At 58.3% G+C, this 22,255-nt stretch carries 24 protein-coding genes and 1 tRNA gene; 15 read left to right on the forward strand and 10 right to left on the reverse strand.

Going from position 1 to position 22,255, the window contains the following annotated elements:
• Positions 1 to 87: 87 nt before the first annotated feature.
• Positions 88 to 474, forward strand: coding sequence for a DUF7079 family protein (locus E4T21_RS17720; RefSeq protein ID WP_149286292.1), 387 nt, complete (start codon positions 88 to 90; stop codon positions 472 to 474).
• On the opposite strand, the gene E4T21_RS17725 is transcribed toward E4T21_RS17720, so the two are convergent.
• Both E4T21_RS17725 and E4T21_RS17730 read right to left on the reverse strand, forming a co-directional pair.
• Positions 471 to 962 carry a glutathione peroxidase gene (locus E4T21_RS17725; RefSeq protein WP_149286293.1) on the reverse strand — a complete coding sequence of 164 codons (492 nt, stop codon included), beginning with the start codon at positions 960 to 962 and terminating at the stop codon, positions 471 to 473. The genes E4T21_RS17720 and E4T21_RS17725 overlap by 4 nt on opposite strands.
• Before the next feature lie 5 nt (positions 963 to 967).
• A complete protein-coding gene (locus E4T21_RS17730; protein WP_149286294.1) occupies positions 968 to 1,516 on the reverse strand; it encodes an NUDIX hydrolase in 549 nt (182 codons plus the stop codon).
• A 270-nt stretch (positions 1,517 to 1,786) separates the two neighbouring features.
• On the opposite strand from E4T21_RS17730, the gene E4T21_RS17735 reads away from it, so the two are divergent.
• A complete protein-coding gene (locus E4T21_RS17735) occupies positions 1,787 to 3,490 on the forward strand; it encodes an acyl-CoA dehydrogenase family protein (RefSeq protein ID WP_149286295.1) in 1,704 nt (567 codons plus the stop codon).
• A gap of 5 nt (positions 3,491 to 3,495) precedes the next feature.
• Here E4T21_RS17735 and E4T21_RS17740 read toward each other — a convergent pair whose 3' ends face one another.
• The 7 genes from E4T21_RS17740 to E4T21_RS17770 form a co-directional block, all read right to left on the reverse strand.
• The gene (locus E4T21_RS17740) at positions 3,496 to 4,104 is read right to left on the reverse strand and encodes a LysE family translocator (protein ID WP_149286296.1); all 609 of its coding nucleotides are present in this window, start codon (positions 4,102 to 4,104) and stop codon (positions 3,496 to 3,498) included.
• A 94-nt stretch (positions 4,105 to 4,198) separates the two neighbouring features.
• A complete protein-coding gene (rnk, locus tag E4T21_RS17745) occupies positions 4,199 to 4,606 on the reverse strand; it encodes a nucleoside diphosphate kinase regulator (RefSeq protein ID WP_149286297.1) in 408 nt (135 codons plus the stop codon).
• A 208-nt stretch (positions 4,607 to 4,814) separates the two neighbouring features.
• Entirely contained in the window at positions 4,815 to 5,885 is a 1,071-nt protein-coding gene (arsB, locus tag E4T21_RS17750) for an ACR3 family arsenite efflux transporter (RefSeq protein ID WP_149286298.1), read from the reverse strand.
• Positions 5,886 to 5,894: 9 nt separating this feature from the next.
• Positions 5,895 to 6,641: an arsenical resistance protein ArsH gene (arsH, locus tag E4T21_RS17755; protein ID WP_149286299.1), complete on the reverse strand. Its 747-nt coding sequence runs from the start codon at positions 6,639 to 6,641 to the stop codon at positions 5,895 to 5,897.
• A complete protein-coding gene (gene arsC / locus E4T21_RS17760) occupies positions 6,638 to 7,051 on the reverse strand; it encodes an arsenate reductase (glutaredoxin) (RefSeq protein ID WP_149286300.1) in 414 nt (137 codons plus the stop codon). The genes arsH and arsC overlap by 4 nt, the downstream gene beginning before the upstream one ends.
• A 7-nt stretch (positions 7,052 to 7,058) precedes the next feature.
• On the reverse strand, positions 7,059 to 7,409 hold the full coding sequence (locus E4T21_RS17765) for an ArsR/SmtB family transcription factor (protein WP_149286301.1): 351 nt from the start codon (positions 7,407 to 7,409) through the stop codon (positions 7,059 to 7,061).
• A 224-nt stretch (positions 7,410 to 7,633) separates the two neighbouring features.
• Positions 7,634 to 7,720, reverse strand: a tRNA-Leu gene (locus E4T21_RS17770).
• A gap of 193 nt (positions 7,721 to 7,913) precedes the next feature.
• On the opposite strand from E4T21_RS17770, the gene E4T21_RS17775 reads away from it, so the two are divergent.
• The 7 genes from E4T21_RS17775 (at position 7,914) to E4T21_RS17805 (ending at position 16,383) form a co-directional block, all read left to right on the forward strand.
• Complete coding sequence (locus tag E4T21_RS17775) at positions 7,914 to 9,377, forward strand: SLC13 family permease (RefSeq protein WP_149286302.1); 1,464 nt, start codon at positions 7,914 to 7,916, stop codon at positions 9,375 to 9,377.
• Between the two features lie 163 nt (positions 9,378 to 9,540).
• Complete coding sequence (gene queA / locus E4T21_RS17780; RefSeq protein WP_149286303.1) at positions 9,541 to 10,578, forward strand: tRNA preQ1(34) S-adenosylmethionine ribosyltransferase-isomerase QueA; 1,038 nt, start codon at positions 9,541 to 9,543, stop codon at positions 10,576 to 10,578.
• Positions 10,579 to 10,667: 89 nt separating this feature from the next.
• Positions 10,668 to 11,786 carry a tRNA guanosine(34) transglycosylase Tgt gene (tgt, locus tag E4T21_RS17785; RefSeq protein WP_187775035.1) on the forward strand — a complete coding sequence of 373 codons (1,119 nt, stop codon included), beginning with the start codon at positions 10,668 to 10,670 and terminating at the stop codon, positions 11,784 to 11,786.
• 66 nt (positions 11,787 to 11,852) lie between these two features.
• The gene (yajC, locus tag E4T21_RS17790) at positions 11,853 to 12,188 is read left to right on the forward strand and encodes a preprotein translocase subunit YajC (protein WP_149286305.1); all 336 of its coding nucleotides are present in this window, start codon (positions 11,853 to 11,855) and stop codon (positions 12,186 to 12,188) included.
• Between the two features lie 116 nt (positions 12,189 to 12,304).
• Positions 12,305 to 14,155: a protein translocase subunit SecD gene (gene secD, locus E4T21_RS17795; RefSeq protein WP_149286306.1), complete on the forward strand. Its 1,851-nt coding sequence runs from the start codon at positions 12,305 to 12,307 to the stop codon at positions 14,153 to 14,155.
• A gap of 35 nt (positions 14,156 to 14,190) precedes the next feature.
• A complete protein-coding gene (secF, locus tag E4T21_RS17800; protein WP_149286307.1) occupies positions 14,191 to 15,114 on the forward strand; it encodes a protein translocase subunit SecF in 924 nt (307 codons plus the stop codon).
• A 228-nt stretch (positions 15,115 to 15,342) separates the two neighbouring features.
• Positions 15,343 to 16,383 carry a CNNM domain-containing protein gene (locus E4T21_RS17805; RefSeq protein WP_149286308.1) on the forward strand — a complete coding sequence of 347 codons (1,041 nt, stop codon included), beginning with the start codon at positions 15,343 to 15,345 and terminating at the stop codon, positions 16,381 to 16,383.
• Positions 16,384 to 16,490: 107 nt separating this feature from the next.
• Here the strand turns inward: E4T21_RS17805 and E4T21_RS17810 are convergent, their stop codons facing one another.
• A complete protein-coding gene (locus E4T21_RS17810; protein WP_149286309.1) occupies positions 16,491 to 17,315 on the reverse strand; it encodes an inositol monophosphatase family protein in 825 nt (274 codons plus the stop codon).
• Between the two features lie 204 nt (positions 17,316 to 17,519).
• Between E4T21_RS17810 and trmJ the strand changes: the two genes are divergently transcribed.
• The 6 genes from trmJ to ndk all read left to right on the forward strand — a co-directional run bounded on the left by trmJ (position 17,520) and on the right by ndk (position 22,222).
• Entirely contained in the window at positions 17,520 to 18,326 is an 807-nt protein-coding gene (gene trmJ / locus E4T21_RS17815) for a tRNA (cytosine(32)/uridine(32)-2'-O)-methyltransferase TrmJ (protein ID WP_149286310.1), read from the forward strand.
• A gap of 83 nt (positions 18,327 to 18,409) precedes the next feature.
• Positions 18,410 to 19,402: a serine O-acetyltransferase gene (cysE, locus tag E4T21_RS17820; RefSeq protein ID WP_149286311.1), complete on the forward strand. Its 993-nt coding sequence runs from the start codon at positions 18,410 to 18,412 to the stop codon at positions 19,400 to 19,402.
• Positions 19,403 to 19,484: 82 nt separating this feature from the next.
• Positions 19,485 to 19,955 carry an Rrf2 family transcriptional regulator gene (locus E4T21_RS17825; RefSeq protein WP_149286312.1) on the forward strand — a complete coding sequence of 157 codons (471 nt, stop codon included), beginning with the start codon at positions 19,485 to 19,487 and terminating at the stop codon, positions 19,953 to 19,955.
• 34 nt (positions 19,956 to 19,989) lie between these two features.
• Positions 19,990 to 21,150, forward strand: a complete 1,161-nt coding sequence (locus E4T21_RS17830) for an aminotransferase class V-fold PLP-dependent enzyme (RefSeq protein ID WP_149286313.1) — start codon at positions 19,990 to 19,992, stop codon at positions 21,148 to 21,150.
• A gap of 7 nt (positions 21,151 to 21,157) precedes the next feature.
• Positions 21,158 to 21,484, forward strand: a complete 327-nt coding sequence (locus tag E4T21_RS17835) for a HesB/IscA family protein (RefSeq protein ID WP_149286314.1) — start codon at positions 21,158 to 21,160, stop codon at positions 21,482 to 21,484.
• 312 nt (positions 21,485 to 21,796) lie between these two features.
• Positions 21,797 to 22,222 (forward strand): nucleoside-diphosphate kinase, encoded by a 426-nt coding sequence (gene ndk, locus E4T21_RS17840; protein WP_149286315.1) that lies wholly within the window; start codon positions 21,797 to 21,799, stop codon positions 22,220 to 22,222.
• Positions 22,223 to 22,255 lie beyond the last annotated feature (33 nt).

The following is a 22,255-nucleotide window of genomic DNA, read 5'->3' on the forward strand; positions in this document are numbered from 1 at the left end:
ATTCTAGCGAGCCACGTCCACGCTGTCCGCACTTGTGGTGACAAAGCCTCTGGTGCACCATCCCCTCCACCGTTCGAGGAGAAGTCTATGGACGCACAAACCCTGGTCGATGAACGCGGCGAATTGTGGCTGGCCCTGGCCCCGCTGTGGCTGGAGCGAGAGCCTCGCGAGGCCGATTATGCCCGCATGGTGGAAGTCATCACCCGTCACGACATCAGCCTGAAGGAACTGGAGTGGATCTTCCGCCTGGAACTGGCGCCTGTGCTATCGCGCTCACAGATGTCAGTGGCAGGCGAATGGAGAAAGTTTGACGACCTGCAGCTGATGAAGCGCCTGGTCGCCCATAACCTGAGACTCAAGGGTTGGCGACGCAAGACCTGGGCACTGTTCTCGGGGCTGACCACCATGATGACACGCCACCGCTTCAACGAGCTGGTAGAACGTGTCGCCGTTGCGCGTGGTGAGGCCGTTTAAGCGATAGGCTCATCCAACGCTTCCTCCAACACCACCAGCATGGCATCCGCACCATCTTTTGGTGCAAAGCGCCGTATTACCCGGCCGTCACGTGCCACCAGAAACTTGGTGAAGTTCCACTTGATCGCCCGGGTCCCCATCACGCCCGGTGCGGCTTCCTTGAGCTCACGAAACAGAGGATGCGTCAGGGAACCATTGACAGCCACCTTTTCCATCAAAGGAAACGTCACGCCGTATTGGCGTTCACCAAAAGTACAGAACATTTCAGCAGACTCTGGCGATTGACGACCGAACTGATTGCAGGGAAACCCCAATACCGTGAAGCCGCGTTCACGATGCTCACGGTATAGCGCTTCCAGCTCAGCCAATTGCGGGGTGAAACCACATTTGCTGGCCACATTGACGATCAACAGCACTTGTCCCCTCAAGGCCCGCAAGTTGAAGGGCTCGCCGCTATGGGTGCGGCATTCATGATCATGTACGCTCATCTGAATCACCACCTTTCCCGCTCGCGCAACCGGCGCACGGCAAGCAGAGTATCCGGCGTCACCCCAGGCAGGGCCATGGCTTCATCAGGCTCGACCCAGAACACCTGGGCCACTTCTTCTTCTTGCAGCTCCAGCGGGCCATCGTGGACCACTCCATAGACACTACCGAAGATATGATGGCCATCCTGGCGATAAACAAACGCCAACTCTTTACCCAGTTTCACTTTTCTGATGCCTAGCTCTTCAGCCAGTTCCCGCTCTGCAGAATGACGCACTGCCTCTCCGGCACATACCACCCCCCCTGCTGCCAGGTCGATACCACCGGGAAAAACTTCCTTCTGCAGCGTCCGGCGCTGGGCACACAACAATCCTGCAGAGTTACGCACCACAATATAGGTTGCACGGTGCCAATAGCTCATGCGTCGCATCTGCGCACGCCATGCACTGCCGCACGGCCGGTTGCGGGCATCGACCAGCTGGATCCGTTCCCTGGCGGTCACCTGGCTGACAGATGCCTCAGCGACGTTGGCGGCAGCAATGCTATCCATGGACATGGTAAGGCTCCGTGCAAAAGCCATCAGACTACCCGCGCTGCGCAAATGCGTCACCTGCTTGTATGCAGGATCACTTTGACCTCTCGTAACTCGCAACCCATGCTCAAGAAAGCACAGTCAAGAAAGCACACCTACATCTAGACAGCATACTTAATATCCAGGAAGGGCACTTATCCAGAAAGCGTACCTATATCCAGAAAACATACTGATGAAAGCATGTCCTCATGAAAATGCACTTCCATAACAGCATAGTTCCAGGAGGGCTCCTCCATGTCCAAGGATGCCGACCGAGCCATCAGTCGTGAAACGCATGAGTCGGGCGACCATGCTCCCCGCGAACGTCTTGCCACGCATGAGGTGGTCAATCAGCCCTGTATTGGCGGAGACTTCAATGCTTTCAGTGACGATATGCCCTTGCGCCACCTAGCGGCCAGGGAGGCTCCGGAATGGATCGTCCAGCACCTCACCACTCTGGGACAGCAGGTCGGCAGCAGTGACGTTCAGGCTCTGGGTGAAACCGCCAACCGTCACCCTCCAGAACTTCACCTGTTCGACCGTTATGGCCGACGACTGGACGAAGTGTACTACCACCCGGCCTATCACGCGCTGATGCGACTTGCCATCGGCCATGGCATTCATTCTATTGCTTGGCGGGAAGAAGGTCGCGGTGGGCATCAGGCCCATATAGCAGGCCTTTACCTGATGACCCAGGCAGAAGCTGGTGTATGTTGCCCTGTCACCATGACCCACGCGGCATTACCCGTATTGCGCCAGGACACCCGACTCCCGGCTCTCTGGACACAGGGCCTGATGTCGACCGACTACGACCCTCGACCACTACCCGCTACGGCCAAGAAGGGACTGACCTTCGGCATGGCAATGACCGAGAAGCAAGGAGGGAGCGATGTTCGCGCCAACACCACCCGGGCCGAGGCCTGCGAGGATGGCTGGAGGCTCGTTGGTCACAAGTGGTTCTGCAGCGCCCCCATGTCCGATGCCTTCCTGACCCTGGCCCAGCATGATGAAGGCCTGAGCTGCTTCATGGTGCCACGCTTCTCCCCGGACGGTGAGCGCAACCCCATGGAGATCCAGAGGCTCAAGGACAAGTGCGGCAATCGCTCCAATGCTTCCGCCGAAATCGAATACCTCTACGCTTGGGCACAACCCATTGGCGAGCCCGGGCGCGGCATTGCCACCATTCTGGAAATGGTGCAGCAGACTCGCCTGGATGCTGCCACCGCCCCCATCGGCATGATGCGTCAGGCATGGCGCGAAGTCTGGCATCACCTCAACCAGCGCAAGGCCTTTGGCACGACGCTGACAAGGCAACCTCTGATGCGCATTCTGCTTGCCGATATGGCTGTGGAAATTGAAGCAGGCCTTGCCTTGTGTCTGCGCACCGCACGCGCCTTTGATCGCGCCAGCCAGGGCGACCGTCACGAAGCAGCCCTGGCCCGACTGCTGCCTAGCCTGGCGAAGTATTGGCACAACAAGCGCGGCCCAGGATTCATGGCGGAGGCCATGGAGTGCCTGGGCGGTATCGGTTATGTCGAGGAGGCGCCACTGGCACGGCTGTATCGAGAGGCCCCGGTCAACTCCATCTGGGAAGGTTCTGGCAATGTCATCTGTCTGGATGTACTGCGTGTGCTGGCACGTCATCCTGAGTCTATCGATGCATTACGCCAGGAATTCGCTCCCATTCACCATCAAAGCTCGGTACTGGACCGTGCACTCGGCGCACTTGAATGCGAGCTCCCGGCTCCAGTGGAGGATCTGCTGCCACGAGCACGCTGGATCACTCAGCGCCTGGCACAATGCTTCCAGGCCAGGTTGTTGCTCGAGCACTCGCCGTCATGCATTGCCGAGGCATATTGTCGTTCGCGCCTCGGCAACGAGGCCAGTCCAGCTTATGGTGTGTTACCGAGGGGCACTTCGGTTGACGAGATCCTGCAGCGCGCCATACCCGCCGCTTGAGCGACTCATCCCAGCACGACCCGAATGGCAATACCGAGCAGCAAGACGCCTGTAATACGGTTGATCCAGTGAGCCCGGGCCTGCAGCCATGGCAGGACACGAGAATGAGACAGGCCCAGCGCCACCAGGATGTACCAGCCGCCATCAATGAGCATGGCCGTCAGCACAATGATCGCGCGCTGCCCAGCCCCCATGTCAGGCGTCACAAACTGGCTAAGCAGCGCCACGAAGAACAGGATCAGCTTGGGGTTGGCCAGCGCCACCATCAGCCCATCCCTGGCGGCATGCCCCATGCTGGTCTGTGCAGCCTGCGCATGCAGCGCTCCCCCACGTCCTGCCCGCAGAGCCTTGATGCCTAGCCAGGCTAGATAGGCGGCACCGCCCCAGGTGATCACCTGAAAAAGGGCAGGATGACGCTCGATCACTGCCCCCAACCCCCAGACCGTCAGCAACGCGTAGAAGCCGACGCCAAAGGCATGGGACACCCCCGCGATGACCCCTGGAGCTCGACCGCCCCCCAAGGTGTGGCGCAATACCATAGCCAGACTGGGACCTGGCGACATCGCTCCCATGGCACAGATGGCAGCCAAGGACATCCACAGTGATAGCGGCATGAACATTCCTCGTCAGTTCCCTATAACGGAAACGAAAATGTAAGCGTAACACCACTTCACAGACATGCAGATCATCACAAGGTCATGATGGCCCTTAGCGGTGATATTCATGCTCTCGCTCGGGCTGCCACAGGATCTCTTCCAGACGCCAACGACGCACACCAGACGTTGTTCTAGGGCCATCCCATTGCTCTCCAAGGCGCCGCCCCAGCAATGATGCTCCCAACGGTGCCATCACCGAAATCGCACCTGGCGTCGATGCCAGGGCATGAGGATAGACCAGTGTGCGTGCCAGCGACTCGCCGCTACTGACATCCGTGATGCGCACTTGGCTGTTCATGCTGACGACATCCGACGGCATGTCTTCTGGATCCATCACTTCCGCCATCAGCAGATATTCTTCCAACGTCTCGGCGACCGCTTCATCCTGCTGCTCGACAGCGTCGATCAGCCGCTGCAAACGCTCGACATCCAGGCGATTGATGACCCTTGGTGAATGCATACGACCTCCTAACCCGGGCCTGGCATGGACCGGGACAACAAGAAAAAAAGCCCTCCTCCACAAGGGAGAAGGACTCGTTCACTTGATGAGCATACTGCAGCCAACAAGATTAAGGAATGGGGGTAATCTCGGCTCTACCAGTCAGTGGCGCAATGCGATGAGAGGAATCCGTTTTGCCAGGCAGGTGACGTTCATCTCACGCGGTTCTCTACACCGGAAATCGATCTCGGGTGTTGTTGGCAATTCGCACCAGAACCAGCATCAAAGGCACCTCCACCAACACCCCGACCACCGTGGCCAATGCCGCTCCGGACTGCAGGCCAAACAAGGCAATGGCGGCGGCCACGGCTAGCTCGAAGAAATTGCTTGCTCCGATCATGGCTCCCGGCGCAGCAATACAGTGACGCACCTTCCAGAGTCTTGCCCAACCGTAGGCGATGAAGAACACCAGAAAGGTCTGGACGACCAGCGGCACCGCGATCAGGGCAATATGCAGGGGATTGGCCAGGATGACCTCGCCCTGGAAGGCAAACAGGAGCACCAGGGTGACAATCAGGGCCGCAGGAGTGATTGGCGCCAGACGCTTGAGAAAGACCGACTCATACCACGGCTGACCATGACGATTGATCAGCGTGCGCCGCACCAGATAGCCTGCACTCAGGGGAATGACGATATACAACACCACCGACAGAATGACGGTATTCCAGGGCACTTGAATATCTGAAATCCCCAACAGCAGAACAACGATAGGAGCAAAGGCAAACAGCATGATCAGGTCATTCAGAGAGACTTGCACCAGAGTGTAGGCAGCATCCCCTCGGGTCAGATAGCTCCATACGAATACCATGGCCGTACACGGCGCAGCACCCAGCAAGATAGCTCCCGCCAGATACTCACTGGCAAGTGACGGCTCGATCCAGGGCTTGAACAGCACCATCAGGAAAAACCAGGCAATGGCAAACATAGTAAATGGCTTGATCAGCCAATTCACTACGGTCGTGATCGCCAGCCCCTTGGGCTCCTTGCGCACGCCTGCCACGGCATTGAAGTCGATCTGAGCCATCATCGGAAAGATCATCGCCCAGATCAGCATGGCGACAGGAATGGAGACCTGAGCATATTCGAAGCGTGCGAGAGCATTGGGCACCGATGGTGCAAACTGCCCAAGCGCGACACCCGCGACAATGGCCAGCGCTACCCATAGAGACAGGTAGCGTTCGAACAGGCCCATACCACCGGACGTTTCCTCTGCTTGTGTGGCCATATGCTGCTCACTCATGATGCCGCCCTATACAGAGCCCTGGTTAACGCGCTGAGACACTTGTTCAGCACTCTCTACCCGCTCGGAATAACGGTCGGTCAGGTACTCGCTGCGCCCCCGAGTCAGCAAGGTAAACTTCACCAGCTCTTCGCATACATCCACGATACGCAGATAGAGAGGCGAAGACTTCATGCGACCGTCGTCATCGAACTCGGTGAAAGCCTTGGGTACCGAAGACTGATTGGGGATCGTCAGCATGCGCATCCAGCGCCCCAGAATGCGCATTTGATTGACCGCATTGAAACTCTGGCTTCCGCCACATACCTGCATCAATGCCAAGGTCTTGCCCTGGGTCGGACGTATTCCACCAAGAGACAGAGGAATCCAGTCTATCTGGGCTTTCATGATGGCCGTCATCGCCCCATGCCGTTCCGGGCTGACCCACACCATGCCCTCTGACCATGCGGCAAGATCGCGCAGCTCTTGAATTTTTGGGTGATCGGCGCCAGTGGCATCGGGCAAGGGAAGGTCCCTTGGGTCGAAGGTCCGTACTTCGCAGCCAAACCAGCGCAGCAAACGCCCCGCTTCCTCCGCGACCAACCGGGAGTATGAACGTTCGCGCAAGGAACCATACAGCACCAGAATTCGCGGAGCGTGCTGCGCCTCCCCCGGGGCGACCAACATGCCTTCGTCGATGGGACGAAGCTGCTCCGGGTCTATATTGGGAAGGTCATGATTGGGAAGGTCATGCGGCGTTATCGTTGTCAGTGTCATTGCCCGGCTCCAGCACGCTGCACCACTTCCCCATCTTCCTTCACGAAGCGCTCGACAGGGTTTTCCAGCAGGTCCAGTACTGTCTCCGAGGGGCGGCATAGCCTGGCCCCTTTCGCTGTCACGACAATGGGGCGATTGATCAGGATCGGGTGCTCCATCATGGCATCAATCAGTTGCTCATCGCTCAGCCCAGGGTTATCCAGCTTCAGTTCGTCATATGGCGTGCCCTTGCGACGCAGCAAGTCCCGAGGAGCGATTTCCATCATCGACAGGAGCTCCACGAGACGCGCTCGACTCGGAGGGGTCTGGAGATACTCGATCACCTCCGGGACTTCACCGGAAGCCTTGAGCATTGCCAAGGTATTGCGCGAGGTACCGCAGTTCGGGTTGTGATAGATCTGGGGATTCATAACCGCCTCATCTAGTCTCTTGGTCCGGAATGCAATCGCTCAATGACATGCCTAGAGGACCGCACACTTCTGGGTGGCCCCCACAGCAATCACGTACTAGAAAGCGGATCGCTTCCTGCATATGCTTCAGGTTGGCCCTGTAGATGATCGACCGACCTTGGCGCTGCGACGCTGCCAACCCTGCGCGTGTCAGCACCGCCAGGTGCGCTGACATGGTGGCGTGGGGCACAGACAGTTGCCGTGCTATTTCCCCGGCCGGAAGCCCTTCAGGTTCGTGCCGCACCAACAGGCGAAAAGCCTCCAGTCGCGTTTCCTGAGCCAGGGCGGAAAAGCTTTCGATGACGTTTGAAATTTCCATATTTCCAAAAATATGGAAATATTGATTCAACGTCAAGCATCCAATGACTTCGTCATTCCCTGTTTGGAGGGTTATCCGTGAAGGCTCGCCATGCGCACGGGAATGGACGAGAAGATCAAACACTAATTTAGGTCAAGTACTGACCACTTAGGTCAAACACTGACTAACTAAAGCAGAGGGGTAAAAAAACAAAAACAGCCGCTCGTAAGCGACTGTTTTTAATGTGGTACCGGTGGTCAGACTCGAACTGACAAGGGCTTGCACCCGGCGGATTTTGAATCCGCTGCGTCTACCAATTCCGCCACACCGGCAATGGGCGATGATTATACTCAGGACTCATTCCAGGTCAATGGATTTGCTGAGGTTTTATGACATTCACCGATCTCTTGTTAAGCCTGCTAAGATGCCGCGCAAGCTGGAACATTCCCGTAGCAAGGAAAATTCCCATAACAAGTAGCTACCAGCTCGATCTACCTATCGATGCCCCCTGCCCAGGAGACCGCCATGGCAGCTTCTCGTAATCACGCTGTACCCAGCTCATCCGTGGCCAGCCGTATTGGCTTGGTGCTTGGTCCGCTGTTTCTTCTCATCACCCTGCTACTTCCAGCCCCCACGGGCATGGCGCCAGCCGCCTGGCACTGTGTGGGCATGGCATTGCTGATGGCTTGCTGGTGGTCCACTGAGGCGATTCCCATTCCCGTCACCTCTTTGTTACCCATCGTGCTGGCACCTGCCCTCGGCATTTCCGATATCAAGACAGCCTCGGCGGCCTTTGCCAACCCGATCATCTATCTGTTTCTCGGTGGCTTCCTGCTCGGCATCGCCATGCAGACCTGGAGCCTGCACCGACGTATTGCCCTGCATGTGCTGCAGGCTGTAGGAAGTCAGCCACGCCGTCAGGTGGCCGGCTTCATGATCGCCACTGGCTTTCTGAGCATGTGGGTGTCCAACACGGCAACCGCCATCATGATGCTGCCCATCGGCATCTCCGTACTGAGCCTGATGGAGCGCTCCGATCCGGCTGAGCTCCGCCGTTTTGCCACTGCCTTGCTGCTGGGTATCGCCTACTCGGCCAGCATCGGCGGCGTAGCCACGTTGATTGGCACCCCGCCCAATGCTTTGCTGGCTGGTTACCTGGCCCAGGAGCAGGGTATCGACCTTGGCTTCGCCCAGTGGATGCTGGTGGGCCTGCCAATTGCCGTGGTGATGATGGTGACGGCCTGGTGGTGGCTGACTCGTCGCGACTTCCAATTAGTGATTGGAGATGATGAAGGCGGAAACATGCATGACATGATTTCCAGGCAGCTCCACGACATGGGACCGATGAGCAGCGCCGAACGCCGTGTGGCCATGCTGTTTCTTGCCGCCGCAGCGGCCTGGATCGCGCGACCGTTGCTCAACAGCACAGGTTTGTCCTGGCTATCAGATACTTCCATCGCCATCGTGGCCGGCATGGCCCTGTTCCTGATTCCCAGCGGTCGTAACAAGGGCGAGAAGCTGATGGTATGGGAAGATGCCGTCAAACTGCCCTGGGGCATTCTGCTGCTGTTTGGGGGTGGCCTGGCACTGGCAAGCGCCATCAGCAGTTCAGGACTGGCAGAGTGGATCGCCAATCAACTATCGATGCTGGGCGCCTTGCCGTTGCTAGCCGTCATCACTGGTGTGGTGCTGGTAATCATCTTCCTCACCGAGGTAACGTCCAATACCGCGACAGCGGCTGCTTTCCTGCCACTGCTCGGCGCATTGGCCCTGTCACTGGATATTCCGATCATGCTGATCACGGTGCCTGCCGCCATAGCTGCCAGCTGTGCCTTCATGATGCCCGTGGCCACGCCCCCCAACGCCATCGTGTTTGCCACTGGGCACATGAAGATTCAGCCCATGATCCGCGCCGGCTTCGCACTCAACCTGCTGAGCACAGTGATCGTCACCTTGATGGCCTATGCATTGATTACCTTGTTGTGGTGAACGCCTGCGGATGAGGGCGCCCTGCATTTTTCCTGCTGAGACGCCATCCCGCGTGTTTCGGGGCCTTCAGGGCCCCGAAAATCCTGACGCGGCGGTCAGGAAAGGGTATCCTTGTGCGCCGCAACCTTTTCTACCCCATCGTTAAAACGACTTGCGAACCTCCATGCAGCGCTCCGATTTTCACTTCGAGCTTCCTGAAGAGCTCATAGCCCGCTATCCGTCCGATGAGCGCAGCGACTGTCGTCTGCTGTGCGTCGACGGCGCCAGCGGCCACCTCGACCATCGCCGCTTCCCTGATCTCGTGGATCTTCTCGAAGAAGGCGATCTGCTGGTGTTCAATGACACTCGCGTGATCCCCGCCCGCCTGCATGGCCACAAGGCCAGTGGAGGCAAGGTCGAGATGCTGCTGGAACGCCCGCTGGATGCCCATCGTGGGCTCGTGCACCTGCGCTCCAGCAAGTCACCCAAACCTGGCACGGAACTCCATTTCGAAGGCGGCATCCAAGCCGTGGTCGAAGGGCGCCACGACGCGCTGTTTGAACTGCGTTTCCTGGGTGATACACCGATGATCACCCTGCTTGAGCGTCACGGCCACATGCCGCTGCCGCCATATATCACTCGCCCGGATGAAGGAAGTGATCGCGAACGCTATCAGACCGTCTATGCCCGCCGTGATGGTGCCGTCGCAGCTCCCACTGCCGGCTTGCATTTCGATGAAGCCCTGCTGGAACGTCTTGCGGCCAAGGGGATCGAATCCGCCTTCGTCACCTTGCATGTGGGCGCAGGCACCTTCCAGCCCGTGCGCGTCGACGATATTCGCGAGCACAAGATGCATAGCGAATGGCTTGAGGTCGGCGACGAAGCCTGTGCCAAAGTGCGCAAAGCCAGGGCGGCTGGCAAAAAGGTGATCGCCGTAGGCACAACCAGCGTGCGCTGCCTGGAAACTGCCAGTGCCGGCGGGAATATCACCCCCTACAGTGGCGACACCGATATCTTCATCTATCCGGGCTATCAGTGGCGCTGTGTGGATGCACTGATCACCAACTTCCACCTGCCGGAATCGACCCTGCTGATGCTGGTGTCGTCCTTCTCCGGCTACGATACCGTGATGACGGCATACAAGGAGGCAGTAGAACAGCGTTATGCCTTCTTCAGTTATGGCGATGCGATGTTCCTGACTCCCGCGTCGCCACGTTTTTGACTCCCGTTTCTGGATGCCAGACCAGCCGTTCTTGAGCCCCCGCAGACCCGGGCATGGAGTAACTTCAGATCATGCGTAAAGAATGTTTCATGAGCTTCGAACACCTGGCCAGTGATGGCCGGGCACGCAGGGGCCGTATCACTTTTCCTCGGGGCACCATCGAAACCCCGACCTTCATGCCTGTCGGCACCTACGGCACGGTCAAGGGCATGACGCCAGACTCCGTCAAGGAAATTGGCGCCGAAATCATCCTTGGCAACACCTTTCACCTATGGCTGCGCCCGGGTACAGAGGTGATCGAGAAGCATGGCGACCTGCACGATTTCGCTCAGTGGGACAAGCCAATCCTCACGGATTCCGGTGGCTTTCAGGTATTCTCCCTCGGTGAAATGCGCAAGATCACCGAGGAAGGTGTGCATTTCCGATCCCCCGTCGACGGCTCCAAGGTCTTCATGGGGCCCGAGGAGTCCATGGCCGTACAGCGCTCCCTGGGATCGGACATCGTCATGATCTTTGACGAATGCACGCCCTACCCGGCGACCCACGACGAAGCTCGCAAGTCCATGGAGATGTCCCTGCGCTGGGCCAAGCGTTCGCGCACCGCCCACGCCGATTCACCTTCAGCGCTGTTCGGTATCATCCAGGGCGGCATGTATGCAGACCTGCGCGAGCAGTCCCTCAAGGGACTCGAGGACATCGGCTTCGACGGCTATGCCATCGGTGGATTATCAGTAGGCGAGCCCAAGGACGAAATGATCAAGGTCCTCGACTATCTGCCAGAGTGGATGCCCGCGGACAGGCCTCGTTACCTCATGGGAGTCGGCAAGCCAGAAGACCTGGTGGAAGGTGTACGCCGTGGCGTGGACATGTTCGACTGCGTGATGCCGACCCGCAATGCGCGTAACGGCCATCTGTTCACCTTCGAGGGAACCATCAAGATCCGCAACGCCAAGTACCGCCATGACACTCGTCCTCTCGAAGAGGACTGTGACTGCCATACTTGTCAGCATTTCTCCCGCGCTTACCTGCACCATCTTGACCGTTGCGGTGAGATGCTCGGGGCAATGTTGAACACTATCCACAACCTGCGTCATTACCAGCGCGTGATGGCCGGTTTGCGCGGTGCTATCGAAGCGGGTACATTGGCGGACTTCGTGGAAGGGTTCTACGCGCAGCGCGGGCTGCCGGTACCCCCTGCTCCGAATTGATCCACGGTCGGCATATGCCGGCCGTATCCATACTTACCCACGAATCCTTTCAGGAGAGTTTCATACATGCTGGATTTCTTTATCTCCCCGGCCATGGCAGAAGGTGGCGCAGCTGCTGGTGGTGGCATTGCTCAGATTGTGATGCTGGTCGGCTTCGTACTGATTTTCTATTTCCTGCTGTGGCGCCCTCAGGCCAAGCGTGCCAAGCAGCACAAGCAGCTGATCGCCAGCCTGTCCAAGGGTGACGAGATCGTCATCGGTGGTGGCCTCATGGGTCGCATCACCAAGGTCAGCGAAGATGGTGATTATCTGACCATGGAAATTTCCGAAGGTACTGAAGTTTCCGTTCAGAAGAGCGCCGTAGCCGCCGTTCTGCCCAAGGGCACCATCAAGTCCATTTAATCGGCTGCCTGACCCCGCACACGGTGTGGGGTCTGCCCATGTTGATGCGGGGCCAGCCCGGCTGCCTCGCGTCGGCCTAGCCGTCTTTTCGTCAGCAAATTGAGGGCAAAGCCCCGATGCTCAATCGTTACCCCCTATGGAAGTACCTGCTGATCCTGGTAGTGCTTCTTGTCGGCCTGGTCTATTCCCTTCCCAATCTGTTTCCTGCCGACCCTGCCGTTCAGATCAGCAGCGACCGAGGCGAACTGACCCTCGACGAGTCCCAGCGAATGGGCCTCGAAGATGCCCTTTCTGCTGCCAACATTGAGGTCAAGTCTGTCGAGGAAGAGCCTAACAGTCTCCTCATTCGCCTCAGGAAGGCCGACCAGCAGATCAATGCCCGAGACCTGATCAGCCAGAGCCTTGGCGAGGATTATGTCGTGGCGCTCAACCAGGCTGAATCCACTCCCGACTGGCTGTCTTCATTGTCCGCCTCGCCCATGTCCCTTGGTCTCGACCTGCGTGGCGGAGTGCACTTCCTGCTCGAAGTCGACATGGATGCCGCGGTCAAGCAACGCCTTGAAGTCAACGCCAGCGCCATGCGCGAGAGCCTGCGCAAGGAACGCATTCGCTATCGCAACAGCGAAGTCGATGGCGACACCATTTCCATGGACTTCATGGATGCCGAGGATCGTGATACTGCTCGTCAGTTGATCAGCCGCGAGTTCCCCAACTTCCAGTACCTGAATGTCGAACGTGAGCGTGGCGCTGGGCTGTCCATGACCATCAGCGAAGCCGCGATCAAGGAAATTCAGGATTATGCGATCAACCAGAACCTGACTACGCTGCGCAATCGTGTCAACGAACTGGGAGTCGCCGAACCGCTGGTCCAGCGCCAGGGCCCTGATCGCATCGTCGTCGAGCTGCCGGGCGTACAGGACACTGCTGCGGCCAAGCGTATCGTGGGCGCCACCGCCAACCTGGAGTTCCGCCTCGAGGCTCGCCCCGACACTCCAGACAACGAGACCGAGTCCCTGTCCTTCCGCAACGAGCCCAATCGCAGTGCGGACCTGATGCGTGATGTCATCATCTCCGGCGACAGTGTTTCCAGCGCCAACCGTGGTTTCGATGAAAATGGCCGCCCTCAGGTCAACATCAACCTGGACGGTACTGGTGGCACGCTGATGAACCGCGCCACCCGCACCAATATCGGGCGCAACATGGCCGTGGTGTTCATCGAGCACAAGACGCATGATCGTACTGTGATCAAGGATGGCAAGGAGGTCGTGGAGCGCGAACCGTATACCGAGCGCGGCATCATCAGCCTGGCCACGATTCAGAGCGCCCTGGGCAACAGCTTCCGCATCACCGGCCTGGATTCGCCGACCGAAGCGGGCGAGCTGTCCCTGTTGCTGCGTTCCGGCTCACTGGCGGCACCGATCTACTTCGTTCAGGAACGCACCATCGGCCCGAGCCTGGGTGCCGACAATATTGAGCGTGGTCTGCTTTCCGTTCAGGTCGGCCTGTTGCTCGTCGTGCTGTTCATGCTTATCCGCTACAAGGCCTTCGGCCTGATTGCCAACGTTGCACTGGCTTTCAACCTGACGCTGCTGGTCGCCGCCATGTCACTGCTCGGGGCCACCCTGACATTGCCCGGCATTGCCGGCATCGTCCTTACCTTGGGCATGGCCGTGGACGCCAATGTCTTGATATTCGAGCGGATACGGGAAGAGCTGCGTAGTGGAATGTCGGTCCAGCAGGCCATTCATGCAGGCTACGAGAAAGCTTTCACCTCGATTATCGATGCCAACCTGACCACCTTACTGGTCGCCGTGATTCTGTTCTCTATCGGCACAGGGCCGGTCAAGGGCTTCGCCGTCACCCTATCACTGGGCATTCTGACGTCCATGTTCACTGCCCTTCTGGTGACCCGTGGAATGGTCAATCTGGTCTATGGCGGCCGCCCACTGAAGAAGATCTGGATCTAGTCCATGGCCCATTGTAATCACTACAGGGAGAGGACATGAAAAACCTCACCAACCTGAATATCGACTTCATGGGCCGTCGCCGACTGGCTTACGCCTTCTCGGCGCTGACCCTGCTGATCTCGATCATCTCTCTGGCCGTGAATGGCCTGGCACTGGGCTTGGACTTCACTGGCGGTACTCTGGTGGAAGTGCATTACGCTACAGCTCCGACCCTGGACAGCGTGCGCCAGGCATTGCAGGGCGGTGGTTTTCAGGATGTTTCCGTGCAGACCTTCGGTGCTGCCAATGAAGTACTGATCCGCCTGCAGCAAGCCTTTGACGCCAGTGTCGGCCAGCAGGTCACCAGTCTGCTGACCCAGGACGGCACCCAGGTAGAGCTGGTACGTGCCGAGTTCGTTGGTGCCCAGGTCGGCGACCAATTGCGCGACCAGAGCGGCCTTGGCATGTTGCTGGCCATGGGCGGCGTCATTCTCTATGTCGCCTTCCGCTTCCAGTACAAGTTCGCCCTCGGCGCACTGCTGTCACTGGGTCACGATGTCATTGTCGTGCTCGGCGTCTTCTCGCTGTTCCAGCTCGAGTTCGACCTTACCGTGCTGGCGGCGGTATTGGCGGTGATCGGCTATTCACTCAACGACACCATCGTGGTCTACGATCGCATCCGTGAAAATATCCGCAAGTCACGCATCGATGACATGCCGCAGATTTTCAATGAAGCGATCAACCAGACCCTGGCACGGACCCTTGCCACCTCCGGCACCACCATGCTGGTACTGGTGGCACTGTTCCTGCTCGGTGGCGATCTGATCCACAACTTCTCCATTGCCCTGCTGGTCGGTATCGGCCTGGGTACATTCTCTTCCATCTACGTCGCCGCAGCACTGCTGATTCAGCTCAATCTGCAGCGTAAAGACCTGATTGCGGAGAAGAAGGAAGATCCCGAGGCTGAAGAGCTGCCATAAGCCAGCCGCTCAGCTCTGAATAGCAATCAGCTCTGGAAAACAGTCAGTTCTGGAAAACAGTCAGTCCTGGAAAATAAAGAGCCCCGCTACCTACCCGGCAGCGGGGCTCTTCCGTATTCGGTGCTGCACACTGGTCGCTCAATATCCCTTGCCTTGAAGCACACAGCTGTCAGATGATAGCGGCGATGCCGCAAGCGGCATCATCCCTTGGTCACCTATAGAGGCTACATGTTACTCCTGGCTGCATTTGCCACCATCTCCATCGGCGTATCCTTCCTGTGCTCCGTTCTCGAAGCCGCACTGCTATCATTGACCCCGAGCTACATTGCCCAGCTCAAGGACAGTAACGAGCGGTTGCATCGGCGCCTTGCAGCTCTCAAGCAGGACATCGACAGACCACTTTCTGCCATACTCACGCTCAATACCATTGCTCACACAGGCGGTGCCACCGGCGTCGGGGCCCAGGTAACGGTTGTCTTCGGTGAAGCCTGGCTGGGTATCGCATCAGCCGTGATGACACTGCTGATCCTGGTACTGTCTGAAATCATTCCCAAGACCATCGGTGCCGCCTACTGGCGCCAACTGTCGCACTGGCTACCAGCCTTTCTGGTACCCATGGTCTGGATATTGCGGCCTTTCATCTGGTTGTCCGAACTGATTACCCGGCGTATCACGCACAGTGCCAATGACACGGACATGCGCGGGGAGATCAAGGCCTTGGCAAGCATCGGACTGGATGAGCAGGCGCTGGATCGCGATGAAGCCCGCACTATCATCAATATTCTGAACCTGCATGAAATCAAGGTGAGCAGCGTGATGACACCTCGCACGGTGTGCGCCACGGTTCGTCCCTCCATGACGGTCGCCGAGTTCGACCAGGAACTGTCGCGCTCGCCGTTCACCCGCTTTCCGGTCATGGATGGTGGTGAACAGTCGCTGGGCTACGTGCACAAGGCAGACACTTACCATGCCGACGACCAGGCAACCATGAAGGATGTCATGCACGCCGCGCCATCTATCAGTGCCAACGACAGTGTCGAAGGCATCTTCATCATGATGCAGCGCGAACGGCAACACCTGGCGGTGGTCTACGATGACCTGGGCACCTGGGTCGGTATCGTCACCATGGAAGACGTCTTTGAAACCATCCTGGGCCAGGATATCGTCGATGAGACGGACAACATCACCAACATGCGCAAGTATGCCAAGCAGCGCTGGACGCAGCGCAAACAAATGGCTCAGCCTACACAGCAACCGCCTGTCGACTGATCGAATAGCCAGGGCAATATATAGCCCGAAAATAAAAAACCGCCCCGCAGCCAAGCTGCGGGGCGGTTTTCATGTCATCAGTAACTTAATTCATCAGTAACTTATCGTCACTCCTGCTCATCTCGCCCAGGGGTGTGCGCAACATGAGGGGCAAGGGTCTTGATCAGAGCCTTGAACAAGCGCGGATTGGCTGCCATCAACGGCCCATCGGCGCTTACGCTGGGGCGACCATCCGGCGTACCAATCAAGGCGCCAGCTTCCTTGAGGATCAGGGTACCGATATCCAGGTCCTGCTCATCGATGCCAAGCACGAAAACGGCATCGGCCCGGCCAGCGGCCACATGGGCGATATCAAGCAGACCACAGGCACTGGACTGGAGCTGATCCGCAACCGGACCAAGCTGCTGGACCAACGTCATGTAGGTCGGCAGATAACGGGAACGCAGGTGATTTTCAGGCAGGCTCATGGACAGACGCGTGCCACCGGTGGTGTGAGTCTTGGTGACTCGCAGACGCTTGCCATTGAGTTGGGCACCACGACCACGGCTGGCCAGGTACTCATCGTCGCTGAAAGGACAGATCACCACCGCATGCTCCGGCCGGCCCTTGACCAGACACACCACGGAAATCGCAAACTCAGGAGAAGCCACGCTGAGATTGGAATAGCCATGGAAAGGTTCAATACGCCACAGGATGTCGCGCCCCTCATCTTCACCGGAACGATGAGGCGTGTAGCGGCCGCTGATGCCGTGCTGGGGGTAACCACGAGATAGCTGACGAACGATCAGCGCCTCTGCATTACGGGCACTGTCCTCGAGAAGACGATCGAGGTTGTGTTCTTCATGGGCATTCTCGATTCGCTCGCGAATGCGCAAAAACTGCTCGCCGGCACTACGTGCTGCACGTAGGGCGTACTGGACCATCGGATGCATGATCAGGCCTTTGGAGTCGGTGGTGTTAAAGAACGGAGTCGCTATCGGGAACGTCGCTGTATCAAGGACGATACCGTGTCATGAACAAGAGGCAAAAAGGACTCGGCGCGAATCCTAGCAGAAGCTTGTCACTAACGCCACGCAAAGTGGCACCTCATGATAGACTTTTGGCCTTATCGTTTTCCCAGCACCACAGGGCCCAGCATGCTTGATCGAATCCGTATCGTTCTCATCGGTACCAGCCACCCCGGCAACATCGGCGGAACCGCCCGCGCCATGCATAACATGGGGCTCGCAGACCTGGCCCTGGTTTCCCCGCGCTGTGAAGTCGTCACCGCGGATAGCGTATCGCGTGCTTCCGGCGCCGATGCGCTGGTGCACCAGGCTCGCGTCGTCGATAGCCTGGAGGACGCCGTCAGCGACTGCTCTCTGGTCGTCGGCGCCAGTGCCCGCTCCCGCACCCTGCCATGGCCAATGATCACTCCGCGCGAACTGGGCGCTCGACTGCCCAAGGAGCTCGCCCAGCCACAGGCTCGGATTGCCCTGGTCTTCGGTCGTGAGGACAGCGGCCTGTCCAACGCTGAACTGCAGCGCTGTCACGCTCACGTGCACATCCCGACCAACCCGGACTTCAGCTCCTTGAACCTGGCCGCGGCAGTACAGGTGCTTGCCTATGAATGCCGTCTGAGCTGGATAGAGCAGCCGGATGCAGCGCCAGAGCAGAGCGATGAAGAACTCTCTCAACCACTGGCCACCCACGAAGAGCTCGAACACTACTTCGCTCACCTGGAGCGCACCCTGGTCGGCATTGGCTTTCATGATCCGGCCACGCCACGCCAGTTGATGGCCCGCCTGCGACGCATGACCCTACGCTCGCGCCCCGAGCGCATGGAACTCAACATCCTGCGCGGCATTCTCAGTGCCACTGAAAAGGCAACCGGCCAGAAATCCCTGGGAGGCAGAACAGGGAATTCTTCTTGTGATGCGGAAGATGATGCGCCGCACAAGTAAATGAAAACTTGAATAGGGTCGCCACAAGCCTCATATAGAAAGGCTAATCTTATAAATACCCCGCGACCCAAGGACCGCCACACATGTTTCAACGCCTACGCGAGGACATTAACAGCGTATTTGCCAGGGATCCGGCGGCACGCAATTTCCTCGAGGTTCTGACCAACTATCCGGGGCTGCATGCACTGATGCTGCATCGACTGTCCCATTCGCTGTGGAAGCACAACCTCAAATGGCTGGCGCGCACCCTGTCGACGATCGGGCGTTGGCTGACCGGTATCGAGATTCATCCAGGTGCCACCATTGGCCGGCGCTTCTTCATTGACCACGGTATGGGTGTGGTGATTGGCGAAACGACGGTAGTCGGTGATGACGTGACCCTGTACCAAGGCGTTACTCTGGGCGGCACCAGCTGGAACAAGGGCAAGCGCCACCCGACCCTGGAAGACGGCGTTATCGTCGGCGCCGGCGCCAAGATACTGGGTCCTTTCACTGTAGGTACCGGTGCCAAGATTGGTTCCAATGCCGTGGTGACCAAGGAAGTCCCGGCCGGCGCCACAGTGGTAGGCATCCCTGGCAAGGTCGTCAAACGTGCCGAGCCGGACACCGAGCCGACGCTGGAAGTCGACCCCGAACGCCGCGCCGCCATGTGCCAGAAGTTCGGCTTCGATGCCTACGGCATCAGTCAGGACATGCCCGATCCGGTCGCAAAATCGATTCAAGCCATGCTCGACCACATGCATGCCGTCGATGAGCGCATCAACACCATGTGCCAGACACTGCGCAAGGTCGATGAGAACTATCGCTCCAGCCAGATGCCGGAACTGCGCGACGAAGATTTTGCCGACATGCTGGAAGACCTGGACTGCGGTGCCCCGCAGACGCCAGCCAACGCTGACAGAGATGCATCGACAGATACACCACAGCCGTCAGCCAAAGCTCCACAAACACCAGAGGCGCCTGAACAGCAGAAGCCATCTGAAAAGCAGGCAGGCAGCAAGCCATCGGCAGCAGAAAAAGGCAAGCAGACCGCCGATACCTTGAGCGATGGCGATGAACCTCGGGAGAATGGTTGACCGTTACACTCGGTCTTTCTCATAATACCCTTTCCGATCATCCAAGCTGTCCACGTTGTGACGACAGCCAAGGTGTTGCCTCATGCGCCTGACCACCAAGGGACGTTACGCCGTTACTGCCATGCTCGACATGGCGGTCAATGATGATGGCGACCCCATTTGTCTTGCCGACATCGCCTGCCGTCAGCAGATATCGCTGTCGTACCTGGAGCAGCTGTTTGCCCGCCTGAGGCGTGCCGGCCTGGTGGAAAGCGTGCGTGGCCCTGGTGGCGGTTATCTGTTGACCGAGTCTCCTGACGCCATTTCCGTGGCCCGGGTTATCGAGGCCGTCAACGAGTCTGTCGATAGCACACGCTGCGGCGGCCAGAGCGACTGCCAACAAGGCAGTACCTGCCTGACCCATCATTTATGGTTCGAACTGTCCGAACGCATCCAGGACTTTCTCGATAACGTCACGCTTGGTGAATTGGCCAAGCGCCAGGATGTGACTGACATTGCCGTTCGCCAGCGCCACCGACAAGTGGATAACGGTATCCTGGCTTCTGCTCCTTGACCTTTATGCCACACAGTCTGATTGCTGCGAGCCTATGAAAGCACCTGCCTATCTCGATTATGCCGCCACCACTCCCGTCGACCCGCGTGTTGCGGAAGTGATGAGCCGCCACCTGACGATGGACGGCATCTTTGCCAATCCGGCGTCACGCAGCCATATGCCCGGCTGGACAGCCGAGCAAGCCGTGGAGAACGCCCGTCGTCAGGTAGCAGACCTGATTCAGGCCGACCCCCGAGAGATCGTCTGGACCAGCGGCGCAACCGAGTCCGACAACTTGGCCATCCTCGGCTATCTGCGCGCCAACCGTGAGCGCGGCCGGCACATGGTCACTTCGTTGATTGAGCACAAGGCTGTCATCGATTCGGCCAAGGCTGCAGAAAAGGAAGGCTTCGATGTCACATGGCTGACACCGCAACAGGATGGCCGCATCACCCCAGAACAACTGGCCTCTGCCATGCGTCCGGACACCGTCCTGGTGTCGTTGATGGCCGTCAACAACGAGCTCGGCACGATCAATGACATTGCCGCCCTGGCCAAGGTGGCTCATGAACATGGCGCAGTGCTGCATGTAGACGCCGCCCAGGCCTCTGGCCGCATTGCCTTGAATGTGCGCGAGCTGGGTATCGACCTGATGTCCCTGTCCGGACACAAGCTCTATGGCCCCAAAGGCATTGGCGCACTCTTCGTCAAGCGCGATCCTGACATGCGTATTGAAGCGCTGATTCATGGCGGTGGCCACGAGCGCGGCATGCGCTCAGGAACGCTGGCGACGCACCAGATCGTCGGCATGGGAGAGGCATTTGCCATTGCCTCACGGGAAGGCCCGACAGATCAGGCACATATCACTGCTCTGCGTGACCGGCTGCTGGATGCCCTGGCAGGACTTGATGGTATCCATCACAATACGGACATTCAGACTTCCGTCCCCAATATCATCAATCTGGGATTCGATGGTGTAGATGGCGAGTCGCTGCTGATGGCACTTCGCGATATCGCCATTTCCACAGGATCGGCGTGCAACTCCGCCAGCGTGGAACCATCCTACGTTCTCCGTGGCATTGGCGTTCCTCGACGCCTGGCCCTATCTTCCCTGCGCTTGAGCTTTGGACGTTTCACCACCGAAGACGATATCGACCGCGCAGCCCAGGCACTTCGCCAAGCCCTGATCGGCCTGCGTGAACGCGCTACACAGTGAGGTTTTCATGGCACAACTGACTATCACACCTTCTGCTGCAGACCAGATCCGCCGTGTCCTCGATGAAAGGGGCCATGGCCTGGGCCTGCGCGTATCAGTGAAGCCCAGCGGTTGTTCAGGCTACAGTTACGTTCTCGATTTTGCCGACGAAGCCGACGCCAATGACGTGGCTTTTGAAGATCATGGCGCTTGCGTCTTTGTCGCGCCAGATGCGCTCGAAATGCTCGATGGCAGCGAAGTCGACTATGTCAACGAAGGACTCAACCGCTTCTTCCGCTTCAACAACCCCAACGTCAAGGATCAGTGTGGTTGCGGCGAAAGCTTCAGCGTCTGACCCGGTCAGGAAAGTCCCTGGGATGGCAAATGGTTATCGAGGCACTGGAAGACTCGGAACAAGGTTTGAAACCTTGAGACAAAGGGACTTGAGGCCTTGAGACAAAGGGACTTGAGATAAAGGGCTCAAGATAGTAAGTCTCGATAGTGTTCAATGCCTCTGACTAAGGCTATAATGCGCCCGCCTTCGGCGAAGCGGGAAATCCCCACGCCGCATCCCAAAATTGCAGTGTCGCGCCGCTCCCGCATAGCGAGAGCGGCGCGCCGTTATCTCTCTGAACAAGTCTGTTCAACATAAAACTGGAGCTTTCCCATGGCCCTCGAGCGCACTCTGTCCATCATCAAGCCTGACGCTGTCGCCAAGAACGTTATCGGCGAGATTCTCACTCGCTTCGAAAAGGCTGACCTGAAGATCGTCGCTGCCAAGATGATCCAACTGTCCCAGGAACAAGCCGAAGGCTTCTACGCCGAGCACAAGGAACGCCCCTTCTTTGGCGATCTGGTATCCTTCATGACATCAGGCCCGGTCGTCGTTCAGGTTCTCGAAGGTGACAATGCCATCGCCAAGAACCGTGAGCTGATGGGTGCCACCAACCCGCAGGAAGCCGCTGCCGGCACCATTCGCGCCGACTTTGCATCCTCCATCGATGCCAATGCTGTTCACGGCTCCGATTCTCCGGCTTCTGCCGAGCGTGAAGTGGCCTACTTCTTCGCTGCTGACGAGATCACTTCTCGTTAAGGCTTATTTGCCCAGAAAGCCCTCCGCGGGGAG

Source organism: Halomonas binhaiensis, assembly GCF_008329985.2.
GTDB classification, from domain to species: Bacteria; Pseudomonadota; Gammaproteobacteria; order Pseudomonadales; family Halomonadaceae; genus Halomonas; species Halomonas binhaiensis.